Source organism: Metabacillus malikii (assembly GCF_030813355.1).
GTDB classification, from domain to species: Bacteria; Bacillota; Bacilli; order Bacillales; family Bacillaceae; genus Metabacillus; species Metabacillus malikii.
Map to the genome: position 1 here is coordinate 89,750 of NZ_JAUSUD010000006.1, position 19,899 is coordinate 109,648.

At 36.3% G+C, this 19,899-nt stretch carries 17 protein-coding genes; all 17 read right to left on the bottom strand.

The window, feature by feature from the left end; all coding sequences use genetic code 11:
• Window positions 1-17: 17 nt before the first annotated feature.
• Window positions 18-935, bottom strand: coding sequence for a tRNA pseudouridine(55) synthase TruB (gene truB, locus J2S19_RS08120; protein ID WP_307339841.1), 918 nt, complete (start codon window positions 933-935; stop codon window positions 18-20).
• Window positions 936-1,368: 433 nt separating this feature from the next.
• Window positions 1,369-1,725, bottom strand: a complete 357-nt coding sequence (rbfA, locus tag J2S19_RS08125) for a 30S ribosome-binding factor RbfA (protein ID WP_307339846.1) — start codon at window positions 1,723-1,725, stop codon at window positions 1,369-1,371.
• Between the two features lie 17 nt (window positions 1,726-1,742).
• Complete coding sequence (locus J2S19_RS08130; protein WP_307339848.1) at window positions 1,743-2,021, bottom strand: DUF503 domain-containing protein; 279 nt, start codon at window positions 2,019-2,021, stop codon at window positions 1,743-1,745.
• Window positions 2,018-4,204 (bottom strand): translation initiation factor IF-2, encoded by a 2,187-nt coding sequence (gene infB / locus J2S19_RS08135; RefSeq protein ID WP_307339851.1) that lies wholly within the window; start codon window positions 4,202-4,204, stop codon window positions 2,018-2,020. Before infB ends, J2S19_RS08130 begins: the two co-directional genes overlap by 4 nt.
• Before the next feature lie 19 nt (window positions 4,205-4,223).
• The gene (locus tag J2S19_RS08140) at window positions 4,224-4,529 is read right to left on the bottom strand and encodes a YlxQ family RNA-binding protein (RefSeq protein ID WP_307339854.1); all 306 of its coding nucleotides are present in this window, start codon (window positions 4,527-4,529) and stop codon (window positions 4,224-4,226) included.
• Window positions 4,530-4,799, bottom strand: a complete 270-nt coding sequence (gene rnpM, locus J2S19_RS08145) for an RNase P modulator RnpM (RefSeq protein WP_307339856.1) — start codon at window positions 4,797-4,799, stop codon at window positions 4,530-4,532.
• 12 nt (window positions 4,800-4,811) lie between these two features.
• Window positions 4,812-5,945, bottom strand: coding sequence for a transcription termination factor NusA (nusA, locus tag J2S19_RS08150; protein WP_307339859.1), 1,134 nt, complete (start codon window positions 5,943-5,945; stop codon window positions 4,812-4,814).
• A 171-nt stretch (window positions 5,946-6,116) separates the two neighbouring features.
• A complete protein-coding gene (gene rimP, locus J2S19_RS08155) occupies window positions 6,117-6,590 on the bottom strand; it encodes a ribosome maturation factor RimP (protein ID WP_307339864.1) in 474 nt (157 codons plus the stop codon).
• A 400-nt stretch (window positions 6,591-6,990) separates the two neighbouring features.
• Window positions 6,991-11,304 carry a PolC-type DNA polymerase III gene (locus J2S19_RS08160; protein WP_307339866.1) on the bottom strand — a complete coding sequence of 1,438 codons (4,314 nt, stop codon included), beginning with the start codon at window positions 11,302-11,304 and terminating at the stop codon, window positions 6,991-6,993.
• 215 nt (window positions 11,305-11,519) lie between these two features.
• Window positions 11,520-13,229, bottom strand: a complete 1,710-nt coding sequence (locus J2S19_RS08165; RefSeq protein ID WP_307339869.1) for a proline--tRNA ligase — start codon at window positions 13,227-13,229, stop codon at window positions 11,520-11,522.
• Between the two features lie 210 nt (window positions 13,230-13,439).
• Window positions 13,440-13,580: a hypothetical protein gene (locus J2S19_RS08170; protein ID WP_307339871.1), complete on the bottom strand. Its 141-nt coding sequence runs from the start codon at window positions 13,578-13,580 to the stop codon at window positions 13,440-13,442.
• Between the two features lie 151 nt (window positions 13,581-13,731).
• A complete protein-coding gene (gene rseP / locus J2S19_RS08175) occupies window positions 13,732-14,991 on the bottom strand; it encodes an RIP metalloprotease RseP (RefSeq protein WP_307339873.1) in 1,260 nt (419 codons plus the stop codon).
• 16 nt (window positions 14,992-15,007) lie between these two features.
• Window positions 15,008-16,159, bottom strand: coding sequence for a 1-deoxy-D-xylulose-5-phosphate reductoisomerase (gene dxr / locus J2S19_RS08180; protein ID WP_307339876.1), 1,152 nt, complete (start codon window positions 16,157-16,159; stop codon window positions 15,008-15,010).
• Window positions 16,160-16,698: 539 nt separating this feature from the next.
• Entirely contained in the window at window positions 16,699-17,499 is an 801-nt protein-coding gene (locus J2S19_RS08185) for a phosphatidate cytidylyltransferase (protein ID WP_307339880.1), read from the bottom strand.
• A 21-nt stretch (window positions 17,500-17,520) separates the two neighbouring features.
• Window positions 17,521-18,300, bottom strand: coding sequence for an undecaprenyl pyrophosphate synthase (gene uppS, locus J2S19_RS08190; protein WP_307339883.1), 780 nt, complete (start codon window positions 18,298-18,300; stop codon window positions 17,521-17,523).
• 127 nt (window positions 18,301-18,427) lie between these two features.
• On the bottom strand, window positions 18,428-18,985 hold the full coding sequence (frr, locus tag J2S19_RS08195) for a ribosome recycling factor (protein ID WP_307339886.1): 558 nt from the start codon (window positions 18,983-18,985) through the stop codon (window positions 18,428-18,430).
• 2 nt (window positions 18,986-18,987) lie between these two features.
• Window positions 18,988-19,710, bottom strand: a complete 723-nt coding sequence (gene pyrH, locus J2S19_RS08200) for a UMP kinase (protein WP_307339889.1) — start codon at window positions 19,708-19,710, stop codon at window positions 18,988-18,990.
• Window positions 19,711-19,899: the final 189 nt, after the last annotated feature.

The window sequence follows — 19,899 nt, forward strand, 5'->3', positions numbered from 1 at the left end:
GGATGAAACAGCTCGTTTCAAACGTTCATTAATACCTTGGTTGGCTTCATTAAATGCGGTTTAGTTGGATGTTTTGCATAAATAGCTAAACAACGCATAGAATTATCGTAAATAACAATTGGCGAACCAACCTCATAATCGAGAAATTCTTTTGGTAAATCAAGAACAGCACCATTCTTCACTTTCTCTGTAAGATTATCATGTATATAAATTTTCGGCAAATCTTTTAACGCTTCCCCAATCGGAAGAAGTACTTCCTGTAATATTCCTTTTGTAACTTTTTCTTCAATTTCTTCAAATGTAAAACAATCATCTATATGAAACCGACCTGATTTAGTACGAATCAAATGTGACATATGTGCAGGATAACCTAATTTTTCTCCAATCATCACTGCTAATGTACGGACGTATGTACCTTTCGAACAAGTAACACGAAAGCGAAAGCGAGCAATATTTTCTTCATGTACAATTTCGTCTAGTTGACATAATTCTGTTATTGTAATCTTACGGACAGGTCTTTCGATTTCAATTCCTGCTCTTGCATATTCATAAAGTTTTTTTCCATTTACTTTTACAGCCGAGTACATTGGTGGTATTTGTTCAATTGTTCCTACCATTGAATGAAATACTTCATCTATTTCATTTTTCGTGATTGGTTTTGTAACTGCCTTACGATTTACTACGTCACCACTTGCATCCTCTGTCGTTGTAGCAATACCAATTGTTACTTCTGCTTCATATGTCTTAGAGGAAGCTGTTAAATATTCAACAATTTTTGTTGCCCGCCCAATACAAATCGGTAAGACACCTGTTACATCTGGGTCTAATGTTCCCGTATGACCTATCTTTTTTGTTCTAGCTAGCCTTCTCATTTTTGCCACACAATCATGAGAAGTCATACCAGCTGGTTTGTTTAGAAATAATACTCCTTCCATTCATATCCCCCTAATTTTATTTATTAAGGCTCTTTTCTAAAAAATTGTGGTTTTTGCACGGAATTTTTTAACGGTTGGTTGGAGCGTAAGTGCGAGACTCCTGCGAGATGCGTGGGAGAAGTGAGACCCCGCAGGCGTTTACGCTGAGGAGGCTCACCTATCACCCCGCAGAAAGCGAGTACTTTAGCGGCAGACCAACCCTAAACCGATAACTCATTAAAAAGCAACAATGTTTACGAAAACAGCCGTTATTTAAAATAATATATATAAAAACCCGGATTGTTATTAGGATTTTCACTTTGGAAAAAGTTAGTACTTAAACGATGCATTTGTTTGTAGAACCGTATGTAATTGAAATGCGACATCCTTGCCATACACATACAATTCTAAAGAATAATTAAGGGATAGACGAGGTGTCTATCCCTTAAAGGAGTTATTCTCCCTCTTTAGGTTGAGAGTTTAACTCATGCAGTAATGTTTCAATTCTATTTCCGTAATCAATTGACTCATCGAATTCAAATTGTATTTCTGGTGTTTTTCTTAACCGAATTCTTTGCCCAATTTCAGAACGGATAAACCCTTTTGCCTTTGCAAGGCCTTTTAACGTATTCTGTCTTTGTTCTTCATCACCTAAGACAGAGATATACACCTTTGCTATTTGCAGATCTCCTGAAACACTAACATCTGTCACAGTTACAAAGCCGATACGTGGGTCTTTTATTTTTCTCCCTATAATATCGCCTAATTCTTTTTTCATCTGTTCACCGACACGGTTCGCTCTTAAGCTCATGTCATCCACCTCTTTATTTACAACCATTCAAACTGCGTTACTGTACGTTCAATTTCAGGAAATGAGTCAATGAAATTCAAGACATTGTGCAGTTCTCTTTCTGTCTGCACTTTTGATGAGCTAATCGAAACAATTGCAAGTTTCGTATGCTGCCATGAATCTTGAAACTCCACCTCTGATATTGAAATATTAAACCTTTGTTTGATTCTTGTAAGAACTCTTTGTAAAACAGCTCTTTTATCCTTCAAAGACTGTGCGTCATATATTATGCACTCACAATCTACATATCCAATCATTTACGTTCGATTTCCTCCATCACATAAGCCTCAATAATGTCTCCCTCTTTAAGGTCATTATAGTTCTTAATTGTGATACCACATTCGTAGTTTCGAGCGACTTCTTTCACATCATCTTTGAATCGTTTTAATGTATCAATTTCACCTTCAAAAATGACAATTCCATCACGAATCAATCGAATACCGCTATCACGTGTGATTTTTCCTTCCGTAACATAACAACCTGCTATCGTACCGATTTTGGAAACTTTAAATGTTTGTCTTACTTCAACTTGACCAATAACTTTTTCTTCAAATTCTGGGTCAAGCATCCCTTTCATTGCTGACTCAATTTCTTCGATAACTTTATATATAATCCGGTGTAAACGAATATCTACTTCCTCATCAGCAGCTGTTTTCTTAGCTCCACTATCAGGGCGAACATTAAATCCAATAACGATTGCATTTGAAGCTGCTGCAAGTATGATATCTGACTCAGTGATTGCCCCAACACCAGTATGAATAATTTTAACTCTTACACCTTCAACATCAATCTTTTGGAGTGCTGCTGCTAATGCTTCAACAGAACCTTGAACATCAGCTTTCACAATTAGATTGATATCTTTAATTTCACCTTGTTTAATTTGTTCAAATAAATCATCAAGGCTAAGTTTAGAGCCCTCACTACGTTGTTCATCAAGTTGTTTTTGCGCTCTAGCTTCACCTACTTGACGAGCTTGTTTCTCATCTTCGAACACCATAAATTGATCTCCAGCTTGAGGAACTTCATTTAAACCAGTGATTTCTACTGGTGTTGAAGGTTCAGCTTCTTTTACACGACGACCGACATCATTGACCATTGCGCGGACACGACCAAATGTATTACCGACAACGATAGGGTCTCCTACACGTAATGTTCCGTTTTGAACTAATAGCGTAGCAACAGAACCACGGCCTTTATCAAGTTGTGCTTCGATAACAGTACCTGTAGCGCGACGATTAGGGTTTGCTTTCAATTCCTCTACTTCAGTAACTAATAAAATCATTTCAAGTAATTCATCGATACCTTGCCCTGTTAAAGCTGAGACAGGTACAAAAATAGTATCTCCACCCCATGCCTCTGGTACTAATCCATGTTCTGTTAATTCTTGCATCACGCGATCTGGATTTGCAGTTGGTTTATCAACCTTATTTACCGCAACAATAATCGGTACTTCAGCAGCTTTCGCATGATTAATTGCTTCAACCGTTTGAGGCATTACACCATCATCAGCAGCAACAACTAGGATTGTTATATCCGTCACTTGCGCTCCACGTGCACGCATTGTCGTAAAGGCTGCATGTCCTGGTGTATCTAAGAAAGTGATCTTTTGGTCATTAGCAACAATTTGATACGCTCCAATATGTTGTGTAATTCCACCAGCTTCACCAGCCGTAACTTTTGTATTACGAATCGAATCAAGTAAAGTTGTTTTACCGTGGTCAACATGCCCCATGATTGTTACAACAGCTGGACGAATGAGTAAGTCTTCTTCTTTATCTTCTTCTTCATATTTTTCGAATTCCGTTTTCTCAAAAATGATTTCCTCTTCTACTTCTACACCATACTCACCTGCTATTAATTCAATTGAATCTTTGTCAAGTTCTTGATTAATTGTCGCCATAGTTCCGAGAAGTAGAAGCTTTTTGATAATTTCAGAAGGTTCTTTACCAAGTTTTGCTGCAAGTTCACCTACAGTTAAACTACCTGAAAATGTAATTTTACTTGGTAGTTCTTTCTTTGGTTTCGGTTGGACTTGTTGTTGTACTGCATTACCTTTATGCTTCTTATTTTGATTCCCTTTTTTGCCTTTGTTTTGATTTGGTCTATTATTAAACTGTTGATTTTTTTTATTGTCTTTATTTTGGTTATTACCTGGTTTTGGTGATTTATTATTTGAATTTGAAGGCTTGTTGCCTTGAGATTGTTTGTTATTTTCTGGTTTGTTTGTGTTTTGATTTGTATTATTCACTTGATTCCCCGGTTTCTTTAATGATTCTGATTGAGATTTTTTAAATTTTTGATCTAACTTGACAATCACATCAGCCTCAATCGTAGACATGTGATTATTTACTTCAATATTAATTTCCTTTAGAGCATTAATTATATCTTTACTCGAAACATTTGTTTGTTTTGCGTATTCATATACTCTCATTTTTGTCATACGTTCACCCCCAAAAATATTAATCGAGCAAGTTTTTAAGCTTTGCAGCAAAGCCTGCATCATTAACCGCTACGACAACTCTTGCTTCCTTGCCGATTGATTGTCCTAATATATAGCGATTATCAACTTTTCTAAAGGGGACCTGATAAAAATTACATTTATCTGTTACCTTTTTCATCGTATTTGCAGATGCATCCTGTGAGAGTAAAACTAGTTTTGCACGTCTCTGTCTCACTTCTTTAACAACAAGTTCCTCTCCAGAGATAACTTTCCGTGCTCGATTTGCTAAGCCTAATAAAGACGTCCATTGTTGCTCATTGTTCATTTATTTCTCCTTCTCAGCCAACACTAAAAGTTCATCATATAATGATTCATCTATAGTTGTCTTTAAGTGATTGGCAAGAATGTTCTTCTTCTTTGCTAAAAGAATACACTCTTTATCAAGAGTAATATAAGCACCTCGCCCGTTCTTTTTACCAGTTAAGTCGACTGAAACATCGCCTTCCTTAGAACGGACAACACGAATGAGGTCTTTCTTTGACTTCATTTCTCCTGTTGCAACACATTTACGTAAAGGAATTTTGCGATTATTCATATGGTTCACCTCTTATTCACTAACCTCTGACTCGTGGATACTTGTTAATAAAGGTTCATCAACATACTCTTCTTCAAGGTCAGCTGAGGATTGATTTGGAAAAATCCCTGCTTTTTTAGCATCTGTTTCACTTTTAATATCAATTTTCCAACCTGTTAACTTTGCCGCTAAGCGTGCGTTCTGTCCACGTTTACCTATTGCTAATGATAATTGATAATCAGGTACTATAACCGTCGTTGCCTTATCGTCTTCATTTACTAAAACCTCAACTACTTTTGAAGGACTTAATGCATTCGCTACAAATTCAATTGGGTCTTGTGACCATCTTACAATATCAATTTTTTCACCTTTTAATTCATTAACAATGGCTTGTACTCGTTGTCCCTTTGGTCCTACACAAGAACCGACAGGATCTACTTCAGGATTTTCTGAATGAACAGATATTTTAGAACGATCACCAGCTTCTCGTGAAACCGATTTGATTTCTACAGTCCCATCAAAAATTTCTGGAACTTCAATCTCAAATAGTCGCTTTAATAAGCCAGGATGTGTCCTAGAAACAAAGATTTGTGGTCCTTTAGTCGTTTTTTCAACTTTTGTGATAAAAACTTTAATTCTATCATGAGGCTGATATGTTTCATTGGGCATTTGTTCACTAACCGGCAGAAGCGCTTCAATCTTTCCTAAGCTTACATAAATGAACTTAGAATCAATTCTTTGCACGATTCCTGTCATAATATCCTCTTCACGGTCAATAAATTCACTGTATATTACACCACGTTCTGCTTCTCTAACACGCTGTGTAACCACTTGCTTTGCGGTTTGGGCCGCAATTCTTCCGAAATCTTTTGGCGTTACTTCCATTTCGATAACATCATTTAGCACATAATTTGGATTAATCCCTTGTGCTTCACTTAACGATATCTCTAAGCGCGGGTCGTAAACCTCATCAACAACATCTTTTCGCGCAAAAACTTTCATAGTACCAGTCTCGCGATTTAAGTCAACGCGAACATTTTGTGCTTGATTGAAATTTCTTTTATATGCTGAAATTAGAGCTGCTTCAATTGCCTCGATAATGATTTCTTTACTGATGCCCTTTTCCTTTTCTAATATTGTTAAAGCATCTAATAATTCACTACTCATTTTAACGACTTCCCCCTTAAATATAAGCTAAAGTTTGGTCCTTCTTCTTCGATTAATTGGATATCTAACAAACCCATAAGAAGTAAGAGGAAATAATTCGCAATATTCATAGATATATCTTTAGGAAAGTATTCTCTACTTTTTTGCAAAACTATGTAATATCTTCAAATATTAATTAAATGTAACTGCTAGGCGAGCTTTCGCCACCTTATTATATGGTATTTCAATATTCTTCTTTCTAGTTTTTACGGTAACAGTAACAGTAATAAGTTGACCGTCAAAATCTGAGAGTAACCCTTCGAATACCTTTTCACCATTAATTGGTTCATATGTTTTTATATGAACTTGCTTACCAATCGCTTTCTTTATATCTTCCGGTTTTTTTAATGGTCTTTCAGCACCAGGAGATGAAACTTCTAAGAAATAATTATGTTGGATAGGATCAAGCTCATCTAACTTTTCACTTAATTTTTCACTGACAATCCCACATTCTTCGATATCTACCCCAGACTCTGAGTCAATAAAAACCCGTAGGAACCAATTAGAGCCTTCTTTTACATATTCAATATCGATTAACTCTAATCCCATTTCATTGACGATTGGTGTCGTTAGTTGTTCAACAATTTCAGTTACTTTCTTACTCATTCTCTTCCTCCTTGCTAAGAAAGCTTTAGGGCAATGTAAGCTGCGTTACTGTTAATTATTAGCTGGATTCATTTACTTGTATCATTTCACAAAAAACAGCCATATTTATTTAAATGAGCCATATTCATAAACAGCATTAAATAATAGCAATATCTAATGACTCAATACCCTTTACATACCCATTATTAGTTTGATTCCAAAGTACTTTACCATATAGTTGCTGAAAAACCCTGCCTTTTCTATAGCAGGGGGTGGTAAGTACAACAAATTGGAATGACACGAGGTTGATTACAATACGAAAGAGTGGGTTTCCCCACTCTCTTTTCCTCTGCTTATCGTTAGCATTTCCATTAAAAGCATAACATAACCATACTTTTATTGCAAATACGTTAATAGGTACCTAGAACAACGATAATTGATTTTGATCAGGTAGTTCATCAAGACAGCCATGTGTATTTAAATACTCAATAATTGTTTTAGATACTTTACCACGGCGTTGTAGGTCTTCTTTAGATAAGAATTCACCATCTTCTCTTGCCTTAACAATATTAATGGCAGCATTTGTACCAAGACCTGGAATTGAATTAAATGGTGGAATCAATGTGTTCCCATCAATTATAAATTCATCTGCACTTGAACGGTATAAATCTACTTTTTGGAAAGAGAATCCTCTCTCACACATTTCAAGAGCGAGTTCTAAAACAGTAAGTAGATTTTTTTCTTTTGGAGATGCATCTAAGCCTTTGGCGTTAATTTCCTCTATCTTAGCTTTAATTGGCGTTGACCCCTTCACCATTGTATCGATATCAAAATCATCTGCGCGAACCGTAAAGTAAGCTGCATAATATAATAGTGGGAGATGCACCTTAAACCAGGCTATACGAACAGCCATTAATACATAGGCCGCAGCATGTGCCTTCGGGAACATATATTTAATTTTAAGGCATGAGTCAATATACCAATCTGGGACATTTTGTTTTTTCATTTCTTCTTCCATTTCATCCGTCAAGCCTTTACCTTTACGGACTGATTCCATAATTTTAAATGCAAATGACGGGTCTAATCCTTGATATATTAAATAAACCATAATATCATCACGACATCCAATTACTTCACTAAGTGTGCATATGTTGTTATGAATTAGCTCTTGAGCATTTCCTAACCAAACATCTGTACCATGTGATAAACCAGAAATTTGCACTAGTTCAGAGAATGTTGTAGGTTTCGTATCCTCAAGCATTTGGCGAACGAACCTTGTCCCAAATTCCGGAATACCTAATGTACCCGTTTTACACATTATTTGTTCCTCAGTTACACCTAACGATTCTGTACCGCTAAATATTTTCATTACTTCTGGGTCATCGGTCGGTATCGTTTTCGGGTCGATCCCGCTTAAATCTTGAAGCATCCGAATCACGGTTGGATCATCATGACCAAGTATATCTAGTTTTAGAAGGTTATCATGGATTGAATGGAAGTCAAAATGTGTCGTTCTCCATTCAGACCCTGTCGCATCTGCAGGAAATTGTATCGGTGAAAAATCAAAAATATCCATATAATCAGGTACAACGATAATACCACCAGGGTGCTGACCAGTCGTACGTTTAACTCCTGTACAACCTTGTACAAGTCTATCTACTTCAGCACCACGTAAAACTAAGTTATGGTCATTTGCATAGCCCTTTACATATCCATAGGCTGTTTTTTCTGCTACAGTACCAATCGTACCTGCCCGATATACATTGTCCTCACCAAAGAGAACCTTCGTATAGTTATGGGCTACGGGTTGATACTCTCCCGAGAAGTTTAAATCAATATCAGGAACTTTATCACCTTTAAATCCTAGGAATGTTTCAAATGGAATATCATGACCATCTTTCTCATATTGCGCACCACATTGTGGACATTCTTTGTTTGGTAAGTCAAAGCCAGATCCGACAGATCCATCATTAAAAAACTCAGAATGTTGACATTCCGGACATACATAATGAGGTGGCAAAGGATTTACTTCAGTTATTTCTGTCATTGTTGCTACAAAAGAAGATCCTACTGACCCACGAGAACCTACGAGATAACCATCATCTAGCGATTTTTTAACAAGCTTATGTGAAATGAGATATATTACGGCGAAACCATGACCAATGATACTTTTCAACTCTTTTTCTAACCTAGCTTCTACTAATTCCGGAAGTTCTTCTCCGTAGATACTTCGTGCACGAGAATAGCTCATTGCCCTTACTTCTTCGTCAGCACCTTCGATTTTTGGAGTGTACAAGTCATCCTTAATGGGCTTAATTTCTTCAATCATGTCAGCAATTTTGTTAGTGTTTTCGACTACGATTTCCTTCGCCCTATCACTGCCTAAGAATGAAAATCCATCCAACATTTCATCGGTCGTACGAAAGTGTACGTTCGGAAGTTCATGTCGATTAAGCGGATTTGCTCCACCTTGAGAACTTATTAGAATTTTACGGTAAATTTTATCTATCGGATTTAAATAATGAACATTACCAGTAGCAACGACTGGTTTTTCAAGTTTTTCTCCTAATTTTACAATGTTAGCAACAATTTCTTTTAGGGAAGCCTCATCCTTTATATAGTCTAAGTGGATAAGGTGGTTATATACTTCTAACGGGTGCACTTCTAAATAGTCATAAAATGTTGCAGTTTCTTCAACCTCTTCAGGAGATTTCTGCATCATTCCTTCAAAAACCTCACCCTTGTCACAACCTGAACCGACAAGTAAGCCTTCACGATATTTCGTTAATAAGGAACGTGGAATTCGTGGTACTCGATAAAAGTAATTAAGATGAGCTATTGATACTAACTTAAATAAGTTTTTTAGACCCACTTCATTTTTAGCTAAAATCGTCGCATGATATGGACGTGACCTCTGATAAGCATTACCTTTTCCCATATTTTCATTTAGTTGGTTATGGTTTTCGATTCCCTTTTCACTAGCATCTTTGAGCATCTTAATGAGTAGGTAACCAGTCGCTTCTGCATCATAAATTGCACGGTGATGCTGTGTTAATTCAATATCAAATCTTTTACATAGCGTATTTAAGCGATGGTTCTTTAATTCAGGATATAAAAATCGACCTAATTCTAGTGTATCGATAACAGGATTTTTCGCTTTTTCCTCTTTTAAATGTTTTTTATACCCGACATTTAAAAAGCCCATGTCAAAGCTTGCATTATGAGCTACTAGAGTATCATCGCCAACCCACTGTTTAAACTTCGCTAAAACTTCATCGATGTCTGGAGCATTTTTTACCATATCATCTGTAATTCCAGTTAATTCAATAGTTGTTGCCGATAAGGGATGATGTGGATTAGCAAATGCTTCAAACTTATCTATCACTTCACCGCCGCGTACTTTTACAGCGGCTAATTCAATTATTGAATCATAAACTGCAGAAAGACCTGTTGTTTCTACGTCAAATACAACAAACGTCTCATCTTCAAGATTGCGATCAGATTCATTGTAGGCAATCGGCACCCCATCATCAACCAAATTTATTTCTACCCCATATAAGATTTTCACACCGTTCTTTTTACCGGCAGCATAAGCTTCAGGGAAAGATTGAACAACCGCATGGTCTGTTAACGCGATCGCTTTATGCCCCCACTTACTTGCCTGCTCTACATACTTACTAACTGATGTGACAGCATCCATCTGACTCATTGGAGAGTGTAAATGAAGCTCTACTCTTTTCTCATTCTCAGGGGATTTATCTACTCTTTCCCTTGGTGCTACTTCATTGATATCATTTGCTATCATGACTAGATCCCTAACAAATGTATCATTTTGAATACTACCTCTAACCTTTAGCCACATACCTTTTTTGACAGCTTGGACTAAGGCAGCATCTTCTTTATCTCTAGCAAACATTTTAACTAGTATTGAGCTTGTATAATCAGTGATTTTAAATGTTAGTAATGTTCGACCGCTTCTTAGTTCTTTTGTTTCAGCATCAAACACATACCCTTGTATCGTCGTTCTACGTTCTTCATCTTCTATCGATGCCAGTGTTCGAATTTCTTCATCGTTTTTAATTGTATAACCAATTGTTAAAGGACCAGAAAATTGAGGTTGACTCGCATCCTCTTTCTCTGCATTCACCATATCCGTTAGTGCTTGAAGTCCTCTTTCTTTATCTTCCTGCAGCTTCATCTCTTGGAATTTTTTTATTTCATCTGCAGATACGGCAACAGTCGTATCTAATTGTATCGTCGGAAAGCCAAACTGTGTAAAACTATCCTGGATAAGTCCTGCATATTTACGTTTAATAGTCATTGCTTCAGTATCATTTTTTGTTTTAACAATAACCTTTAATCCATGAACTGAAGGTCTTTGTTCATTCAATAATGCGAGCATTGGTGGTGAAATCCCGTCCATTTGTTGAATGCAAATAGACCAATAGTCTTGGATAAGTTTTTCATCAAAACTAGTATCTGCGGTTTCTATTGAAAAAGTAGTCTCTGCAATATGTGAAAAAGCTTTAACTAGTTTTGCATGAAATAATTGAAATACATCAAAGGGTAAAATTTTCTCGAAATGGAAATGGAAATGCCATTTTTTACTTTGCTTATGCACTGTTAATTTTGAAATGACTCCATTTCGAAAATGTCCGATTGCAGCATCTTCTGTTAGTTGTATTTGTTGGAGCAGGAGTTGCAATCGTTCTCTCTGATTAAATTGTGTATCCATAGTATCCCCTCTCTCCATTATTTCTACCTATTCTTCTACCTAAATTCAAGGCTATTTTAATAGACATGTTGCTTTTCCCTTATATTAAGCGAACCGTGAAATAGAAAAGGCTGCCTCATTAATAAACAAAATCTAAGTAAGATTTGTTTACTTTTTTCGAGTCAGCCTCTCTTTCGATCTACATCTATTTTAACATGGTTTTGAACCTGTCGATACTACTTTTCGTTACCAAGTATTTGCTTTACTTTGCTCTGTAACTCTGTAACTGCCAATTCAAAAGCTTCCCCTGTTTTACGGACTTTCACTTCAACTATACCCTCTTCTGCCTTTTTTCCAACAGTAATTCGTACAGGAAGTCCTATTAAATCCGCGTCCGCAAATTTCACTCCGACACGTTCCTGGCGGTCATCTAGTAATACTTCAAAACCTGATTGGATAAATTGATTATATAGTGACTCTGCTAAATTCTTTTGGGAATCATTTTTAACATTAACTGGGATAATATGGATTTGGTAAGGCGCAATTGTCGTAGGCCATACAATTCCATTTTCATCATTATGTTGTTCAATGATCGCCGCTAATGTTCTAGATACACCAATTCCATAGCATCCCATAATCATTGGTTGGGTACGTCCGTTTTCATCTAAGAAAGTGGCACCCATTGCCTCACTATATCTAGTACCAAGTTTGAAAACATGTCCAACCTCGATTCCTTTTGCAAATTTAATTGTACCTTCTCCATCAGGTGATTTGTCACCTTCTTGAATAAAGCGAAGATCCGCATATTTGTCAATTTTGGCATCACGTTTTAAATTTACACCTTTATAGTGGAAACCTTCCTCATTTGCTCCACAAACTCCATTGCTAATGGACTTAACTGCATTGTCAGCAATTATTTCAATATCTGATTTTACATTAATTGGGCCAATAAATCCTGCCACACATTTTACATTTTCGATAACTTCTTCTGCTGTTGCAATATCAACTACTGTTGCACCGTATAAATTTTTAACTTTTATATCATTTACCTCGTGGTCACCACGTACAAGTACTAACACAAACCGGTCATCTACTTTAAACAAAATTGATTTAATACATTTTTCACGTTCTACTGTCAAATAAGCTGAGATTTCTTCAATCGTTTTTTGGTTTGGTGTTTCAATTTTTTCAAGTTGTTCCATTTCTCCAATGCTTTCTTCATAAGAATCGATAACTGGTGCCATTTCGATGTTTGCAGCATATTGAGATGTATCAGAATAGGCAATTGTGTCTTCTCCAATATCTGAAAGTACCATGAACTCATGTGTATCTTTACCACCCATTGCGCCAGAATCAGCTATAACTGCTCTAAAATCTAATCCACAACGTGAAAATATATTTTGATATGCATTAAACATTTTCTGGTAGCCTTCATCTAAACTCTCAGAAGTTGCATGGAATGAATATGCATCTTTCATAATGAATTCTCTTCCCCGCAAAATACCAAAACGTGGGCGCTTTTCATCACGGAATTTCGTTTGAATCTGATATAGGCTAAGTGGTAGACGTTTGTACGATTTCACTTCATCTCTTACTAAGCTTGTAATGACCTCTTCATGTGTAGCCCCTAGCGCAAACTCTCGACCATGTCGGTCTTTTAATCTCATTAATTCAGGTCCATAAGAATACCAACGGCCTGATTCCTGCCATAATTCAGCTTGTTGCAAAGCAGGCATAAATAATTCACTTGCACCTGCCTTGTCCATTTCTTCTCGAACAATTTGTTCTATTTTTTTTAATACTTTATGTGCTAACGGTAAATAACTGTAAACTCCACTAGTATTTTGTCTAATAAAACCAGCTCGTAACATTAACTGATGACTTTTCACTTCGGCATCAGCAGGTACTTCTCTAAGAGTTGGAATAAATGTCATACTTTGTTTCATAACGCGCACCTCTATCTTTAGTTAAGGGTTACCTAGGATATGAATAATTGTATACACTATTAAATCAAGGCTATTTTCGTAAACATTGTTGCTTTTAACTGAGTTGTCGTTTAGGGTTTGTCTCCTCTTGCAGTACTCACGGGTAGCGGGGTGGGTGGTGAGCCTCATAGCTCCTTGCGGCTACCTGCTATCAAGCTTCAGGTCAGCTCCCTAGGATAAATCAGAACGATTCGCCATTCGGCTCATCGTGATTCCTTTGGCCTTAGTCGATGCCCGTCTGAGTTTATACATCCTTGGGCAAGCGCCTACGCTTTTCGTACTCCTCAGCGTTAACGCTTGCTCACGTCTCACCTCTCCCACGCATCCCGCAGGAGTCTCTTAGGCCAGCTCCAACAAACCATTAAAAAGGTTCGTGCAAAAAGCCACAATCTTTTAGAAAAGAGCCTTTATCATTGTAATAAAACTATAAATAATTTAGATAAACCCTCTTTAGAATCCTTTCTTAAAGGAATAATCGTTGAATATCATTCCATGTTACAACAAGCATTAATAGCATTAATAGTGAAAAACCAATGAAATGGACAATCCCTTCTTTTTGCCTATCAATCGGCTTACCTCGTAATGCTTCTACAAATAGAAACAATAATCTGCCTCCATCAAGAGCTGGAATCGGTAATAAGTTTACAATTCCTAAATTAATACTCAATAATGCTGCCCATCTTAATAAATTGATTGTACCAGATTCAGCAACCTGGTCGGTTATATCATATATACCTACTGGACCTGATAACATATCAATTGAAAACTGGCCAGTTACAAGTTTACCAAATCCAATCAATATTTCTTTAGTCCAAGTATATGTTTCAGTAAAACCATATTTAAATGAGCTTACAAAGGATTTATCGACAGGGTTATATGCTCCAATCCGACCGATCGTTTCATCTCCAACTGTCGCCGAGTCAGGTACAACTTCGATAGATAGAACTTCACCGCCACGCTCTACTTCAAATGTTAATTCAGTATCAGGATTATCTTTAATTATTTCCACAACCTCTTGCCATGAAGCGGTAGCTTGGCCTTCAATTGAATGGATAACATCCCCTTCTTGTAACCCGGCCTCTTTTGCAGAACCATCGTTTGTAAGTTCTCCAAGTCTCGGGTCATTAACTGGCGCCCCTTGAATAAATCCTAATGCAACTAATATAACAAAAGCTAAAATAAAATTCATTAACGGACCTGCAAAGATAGCAGCAATTCTTTCGCCAACCTTTTTTGATTGGAATTGGCGATTATATGGGGCAATTTGAATCTCCTGCCCATCCATCACAAAGTAAGAAGTTTCACTAACATCAAAACGTTTCAAGAAATCTTCTTCTCCATGCTCATATCCCGAAAGAAACATGTTATGTTCTAAATCTACATTTTCCACCTCAATGATTCGTGCTTGAGGATATTTTTCTTTGTTATTTAATATGATTTTTTCTACTTTGTTTTCACTATTGAATAGCAATCCAACATTATGACCTGGTTTAACCTCTATAACTTCAGGATCTTCACCGGCCATTCTAACAAAACCACCTATAGGTAACAATCTTATTGTATATACCGTTTCGTTCTTTTTGAAAGATAAGATTTTCGGCCCAAACCCAATTGCAAACTCACGACATAAGATTCCTGCACGCTTTGCAAGCATTAAATGTCCAAGCTCATGGAAGAATACAAGAGCACCGAAAATCAGGATAAACGCTATCACCGTATTCATTCTTGTATGACCACCTTTATGAGATTAATGATTGTACATATGTACGTGTTAGCTTATCAACTTCTTGAATTTGCTCCAAGGTTGGATGTGTAATATTAGCATGACTGTCCAAAGCTTTTTCAATTATCTCATCAATTTTCAAAAATGAAATTTGCCCTTTTAAAAAAGCTGCAACAGCTACTTCATTTGAAGCATTTAAAACAGTCGGCATTGTCCCGCCGCTCTTACCTGATTCAAACGCTAAATATAAAGAACGAAATCTATCAAAATCCATTTGTTCGAAATGCAGTAGACCAATTTCACTAAGGTTTAACCTATTGCCATTATGAATGGGCAATCTATTAGGATATGAAAGTGCATACTGGATCGGAACCCTCATATCAGGTGTACCTAGCTGGGCAATTACACTATAATCTTCAAATTGTACCATCGAATGAATGATACTTTCCTTATGAAGCAGAACTTCAATTTTCTCATAAGGCATTTGAAACAGCCAATGTGCCTCAATCACTTCTAGTCCTTTATTCATCATCGTTGCTGAATCAATAGTTATTTTTGCACCCATTGACCAATTTGGATGATTTAATGCTTGTTCAACAGTAACTCCTTTTAATTCGTCTCTCGTTTTATCCCGAAAGCTTCCTCCAGATGCAGTTATAATGAGTTTATCAATTGCTTTTGTATCTTCTCCTTGCAAGCATTGATAAATAGCGGAATGCTCACTATCCACAGGCAATATTGGCACATTATATTGATTAGCGAGCTCCATCACAATATGACCGGCAGTTACTAATGTTTCTTTATTTGCTAGGGCAATTGTAATACCGTGTTCAATCGCTTTTAAAGTAGGAACTAATCCAACACTACCAACAACGGCATTCACTAAAATGTCTACATCATCAAATACTGCAGCTTCAATTAATCCATCTTGACCATAATGAAAAGTAATATCTCCGCTTCCAAAAGTGTCGATTAATAATGAATATGTGTCCTTATCTTTTACAGCAACAAACTTCGGCTTGAATTTTTTAATAATATCAATACCTGATTTTACATTTGAACCAAAAGACATGGACACAAGATTAAACTCATTCGGATGTGATGCGATAACATCTAACGTTTGTATTCCAATAGAGCCTGTAGCACCTAACAAACTTATCTTTTTCACGTAAACACTCACGTCCAATCAAAAAATAATCCTTAATAACTTGTAGTTGTAACTAATCGCTTCTGTACTGGTTGTAGGCTTGATAATGATATTCCCATGTCTTTATTTCACAACCTATCTTTAAACAAGGCTGTTTTCGTAAACTTTGTTGCTTTTAACTCAGTTGTCGTTTAGGGTTGGTCTCCGCTACAGTACTCGCTTTCCGCGGGGTGGGTGGTGAGCCTGTCATCTCCCTACGATAAGTCATCGTCGATTCGCCATTCGGCTCATCGTGATTCCTTTATTTCAGTCGATGCCCCTCCAGTTTGTACGTCGATGGGCAAGCCGCCTACGCTTTTCGTATTCCTCAGCGTAAACGCCTGCTCACGTCTCAGGAGTCTCGCACTTTAAGCACCAACAAACCATTAAAAAAGTTAATGCATAAATCCACAATCTCTTAGAAAAGAGCCTTAAACAAAGCTTTTACTGAAGATGAAATCAGTTTAAACATAGTAAACATCGATAATTTAAATTCTACCTTAACAACCCTTTTTTGAAGATTAGACAAACAGACGAATTAAAAAATGCAGCAATGGTAAAACGAATAATAAGCTGTCAAATCGGTCTAATATACCACCATGCCCGGGCAGAATGTTCCCTGAGTCTTTCACTTGATAATGACGTTTAAGTGCTGATTCGACTAAATCACCAATTTGTCCAAAAATAGATAACAATATCGTTATAAAGGTTACTGTTACGTAATTATCAAGAACTCCTGTAAAATAATGGTATATACATGCGAAAAGCACCGCAAATAAGACTCCACCAACTGCACCTTCAACTGTTTTATTCGGACTTATTTCAGGCCACAGTTTCTTTTTCCCCATTGCTCGCCCGACGAAATAAGCACCAGAATCTGTTACCCATATCAATAATAATGCAAAAAAGACAAGTTCTAGACCATGAACAGGAATATTTCTTGTTTCTATTAAAAAATAAAACCCGATACCTAAGTAAAATATCGCAATGACGAGGAACCCAACATCTTCAAATGTAAATTTATTCTTCGTAACTACTGTATATGTTAATAACAGTAGCAAGGCAAGTAAAGCAAACTCATCTTTGGAAAACTTATCACCTAATATTGAGAGGTAATTTGTTGGTAATAAAAGTACCCATAATATTATTAAACTTACGATACCTGGAATGCTTACTAACGAGATTTTTTTCATTTTTAATAATTCATATAATGCTATTGACCCTAATAAATAGACCATTATAGTAAATGGTAATTCTCCATAAATTACGAATGGTAGAAAAACAGCTGCAGCTAAAACTGCAGTTAAAATACGTTGTTTCATCGTTGACTTCATCACCTTTATTTATATGCCGCCAAATCTGCGTCCTCTTTGTTGATATGTATAGATAGCTTTTAATAGATCCTGCTCACTAAAATCTGGCCATAACACATCAGTAAACCAAAATTCTGTATAAGCTAATTGCCATAGCATAAAATTACTTAACCTTATCTCTCCACTAGTTCTAATTAACAAATCAGGATCCTGTAAGAAATGGGTCATTAAATAGTCAGAAAAAAGCTTTTCATCAATATCAGTTTCAGCTAACTTACCTGTTTTAACGTCTTTAATCATACTTTGAACCGCATTTAGTATTTCCGCACGACTACCATAATTCAATGCAAAATTTAAAATTAAACCAGTATTATTTTTTGTATCATTTATCGCTCTATTCACAGCCCTCAAAGTATGTTCTGGCAATTTTTGCCTATCACCGATAATCCTAACTTGAACATTTTCTTTAATAAGTTCAGGCAAATAGGTATTTAAAAACTCTTCAGGAAGTTTCATTATATATTCGACCTCTGTTTTTGGCCGTTTCCAATTTTCTGTAGAAAAGGCGTATAAAGTTAAAGCCTTAACCCCTAAATTATTTGCCTGTTTCGTAATTTTACGAACTACTTTCATTCCTTCATGATGTCCTGCAATTCTTGGAAGCGCTCGTTTCTTAGCCCATCTTCCATTACCGTCCATAATAATTGCAATATGTTCAGGAATTTCACCCTTTAAGATATCCTCTTTCATTACATGTTGCTGTGCTCCTGATTGAGGATGACCTTTCCACTTTTTAAATAAGTTGAGCATGTGATTCCTCCATCACCCAATAAATTCATGATTTTCATTCTATTATGACGATGTTAACAGTATTAACAAAAAAACCCCCTGTAAACATTAGAGGGTCTTAACATGATCTATTGTACCTATTTTCGACTTAAACTTCCATGATTTCTTTTTCTTTATCTTTTGCAACTTGGTCAACTTTGACGATAAAATCATCTGTTAACTTTTGAACGCTATCTGTATTGCTTCTTAATTCATCTTCAGTAATTTCACCGTTTTTCTCCAGCTTTTTCAACTCATCATTTCCATCACGTCGAATATTTCGAACAGCAACTTTTGCTTCTTCAGCATATTTTTTCACAAGCTTAACAAGTTCTTTTCTTCGCTCTTCTGTTAATGCTGGTATAGATAAGCGAATAAGTGAACCGTCATTTGAAGGTGTAAGTCCTAAATCTGATCTTTGAATCGCTTTTTCAATTTCACTAAGAATTGACTTATCATATGGTTGAATAACTAGTAAACGTGCTTCAGGAATACTTATAGATGCAAGTTGATTTATTGGTGTTGGTGCACCATAATAATCTACAGATATTTTGTCTAATAAGTTTGCACTGGCTCTACCTGCACGAACGGTAGCTAATTCACGACTTAAAGCTGAAACTGCTTTTTCCATTTTCTCTTTAGTATGATCTAATACTTGTTTTGCCAAGGTTATTTCCCCCTAACGATTGTTCCGATATTTTCGCCTGTTACGGCACGCTTGATATTTCCTTCTTCCATAATAGAAAAAACGATAAGTGGTATATCATTATCCATACATAATGAGGATGCAGTCGAATCCATTACAGCTAAACCTTCTTTAAGTACATCTAAATAAGATAATGTATCATATTTAACCGCATTTTTATCAACACGTGGGTCTGCACTATATACTCCATCAACATTATTTTTTGCCATTAAAATAACATCTGCTTCTATTTCTGCAGCACGTAAAGCAGCCGTTGTATCAGTAGAAAAATATGGATTACCTGTACCTGCAGCAAAAATGACTACACGCTTTTTCTCTAAGTGGCGAATTGCTTTTCTTCGTATGTAAGGTTCTGCAACCTGTCTCATTTCAATCGATGTTTGTACACGTGTTTGGATCCCTTGTGTTTCTAAACTATCTTGAAGTGCCAATGAATTCATGACAGTTGCTAGCATACCCATATAGTCAGCTGTTGCACGGTCCATTCCCATTTCACTACCGATTTTACCACGCCAAATATTTCCGCCTCCAACAACAACGGCAACTTCAACATCTAATTCTGCAATTTCTTTAACTTGCTTTGCAATCGATTGAATAACTGAAGGATTAATTCCAAAGCCATTATCACCTGCAAGTGCTTCACCACTTAATTTTAAAACAATTCGTTGATATTTTGGATTACTCATAACTACCTCCAACTAATTTCACTAAATACCTAATTTTAGAAAAAAGCATTCTATATAGTACAAGCAATTACTCTAGTTATAAAAATAACTTTTTTCTAAAAAAAACGTTTATCTTTTAAAGAAGGGAACACAACAAGTGTTCCCTCTTTGATTTCAAGTCATGTATGATAAGTAGCAGTGTCACGATAC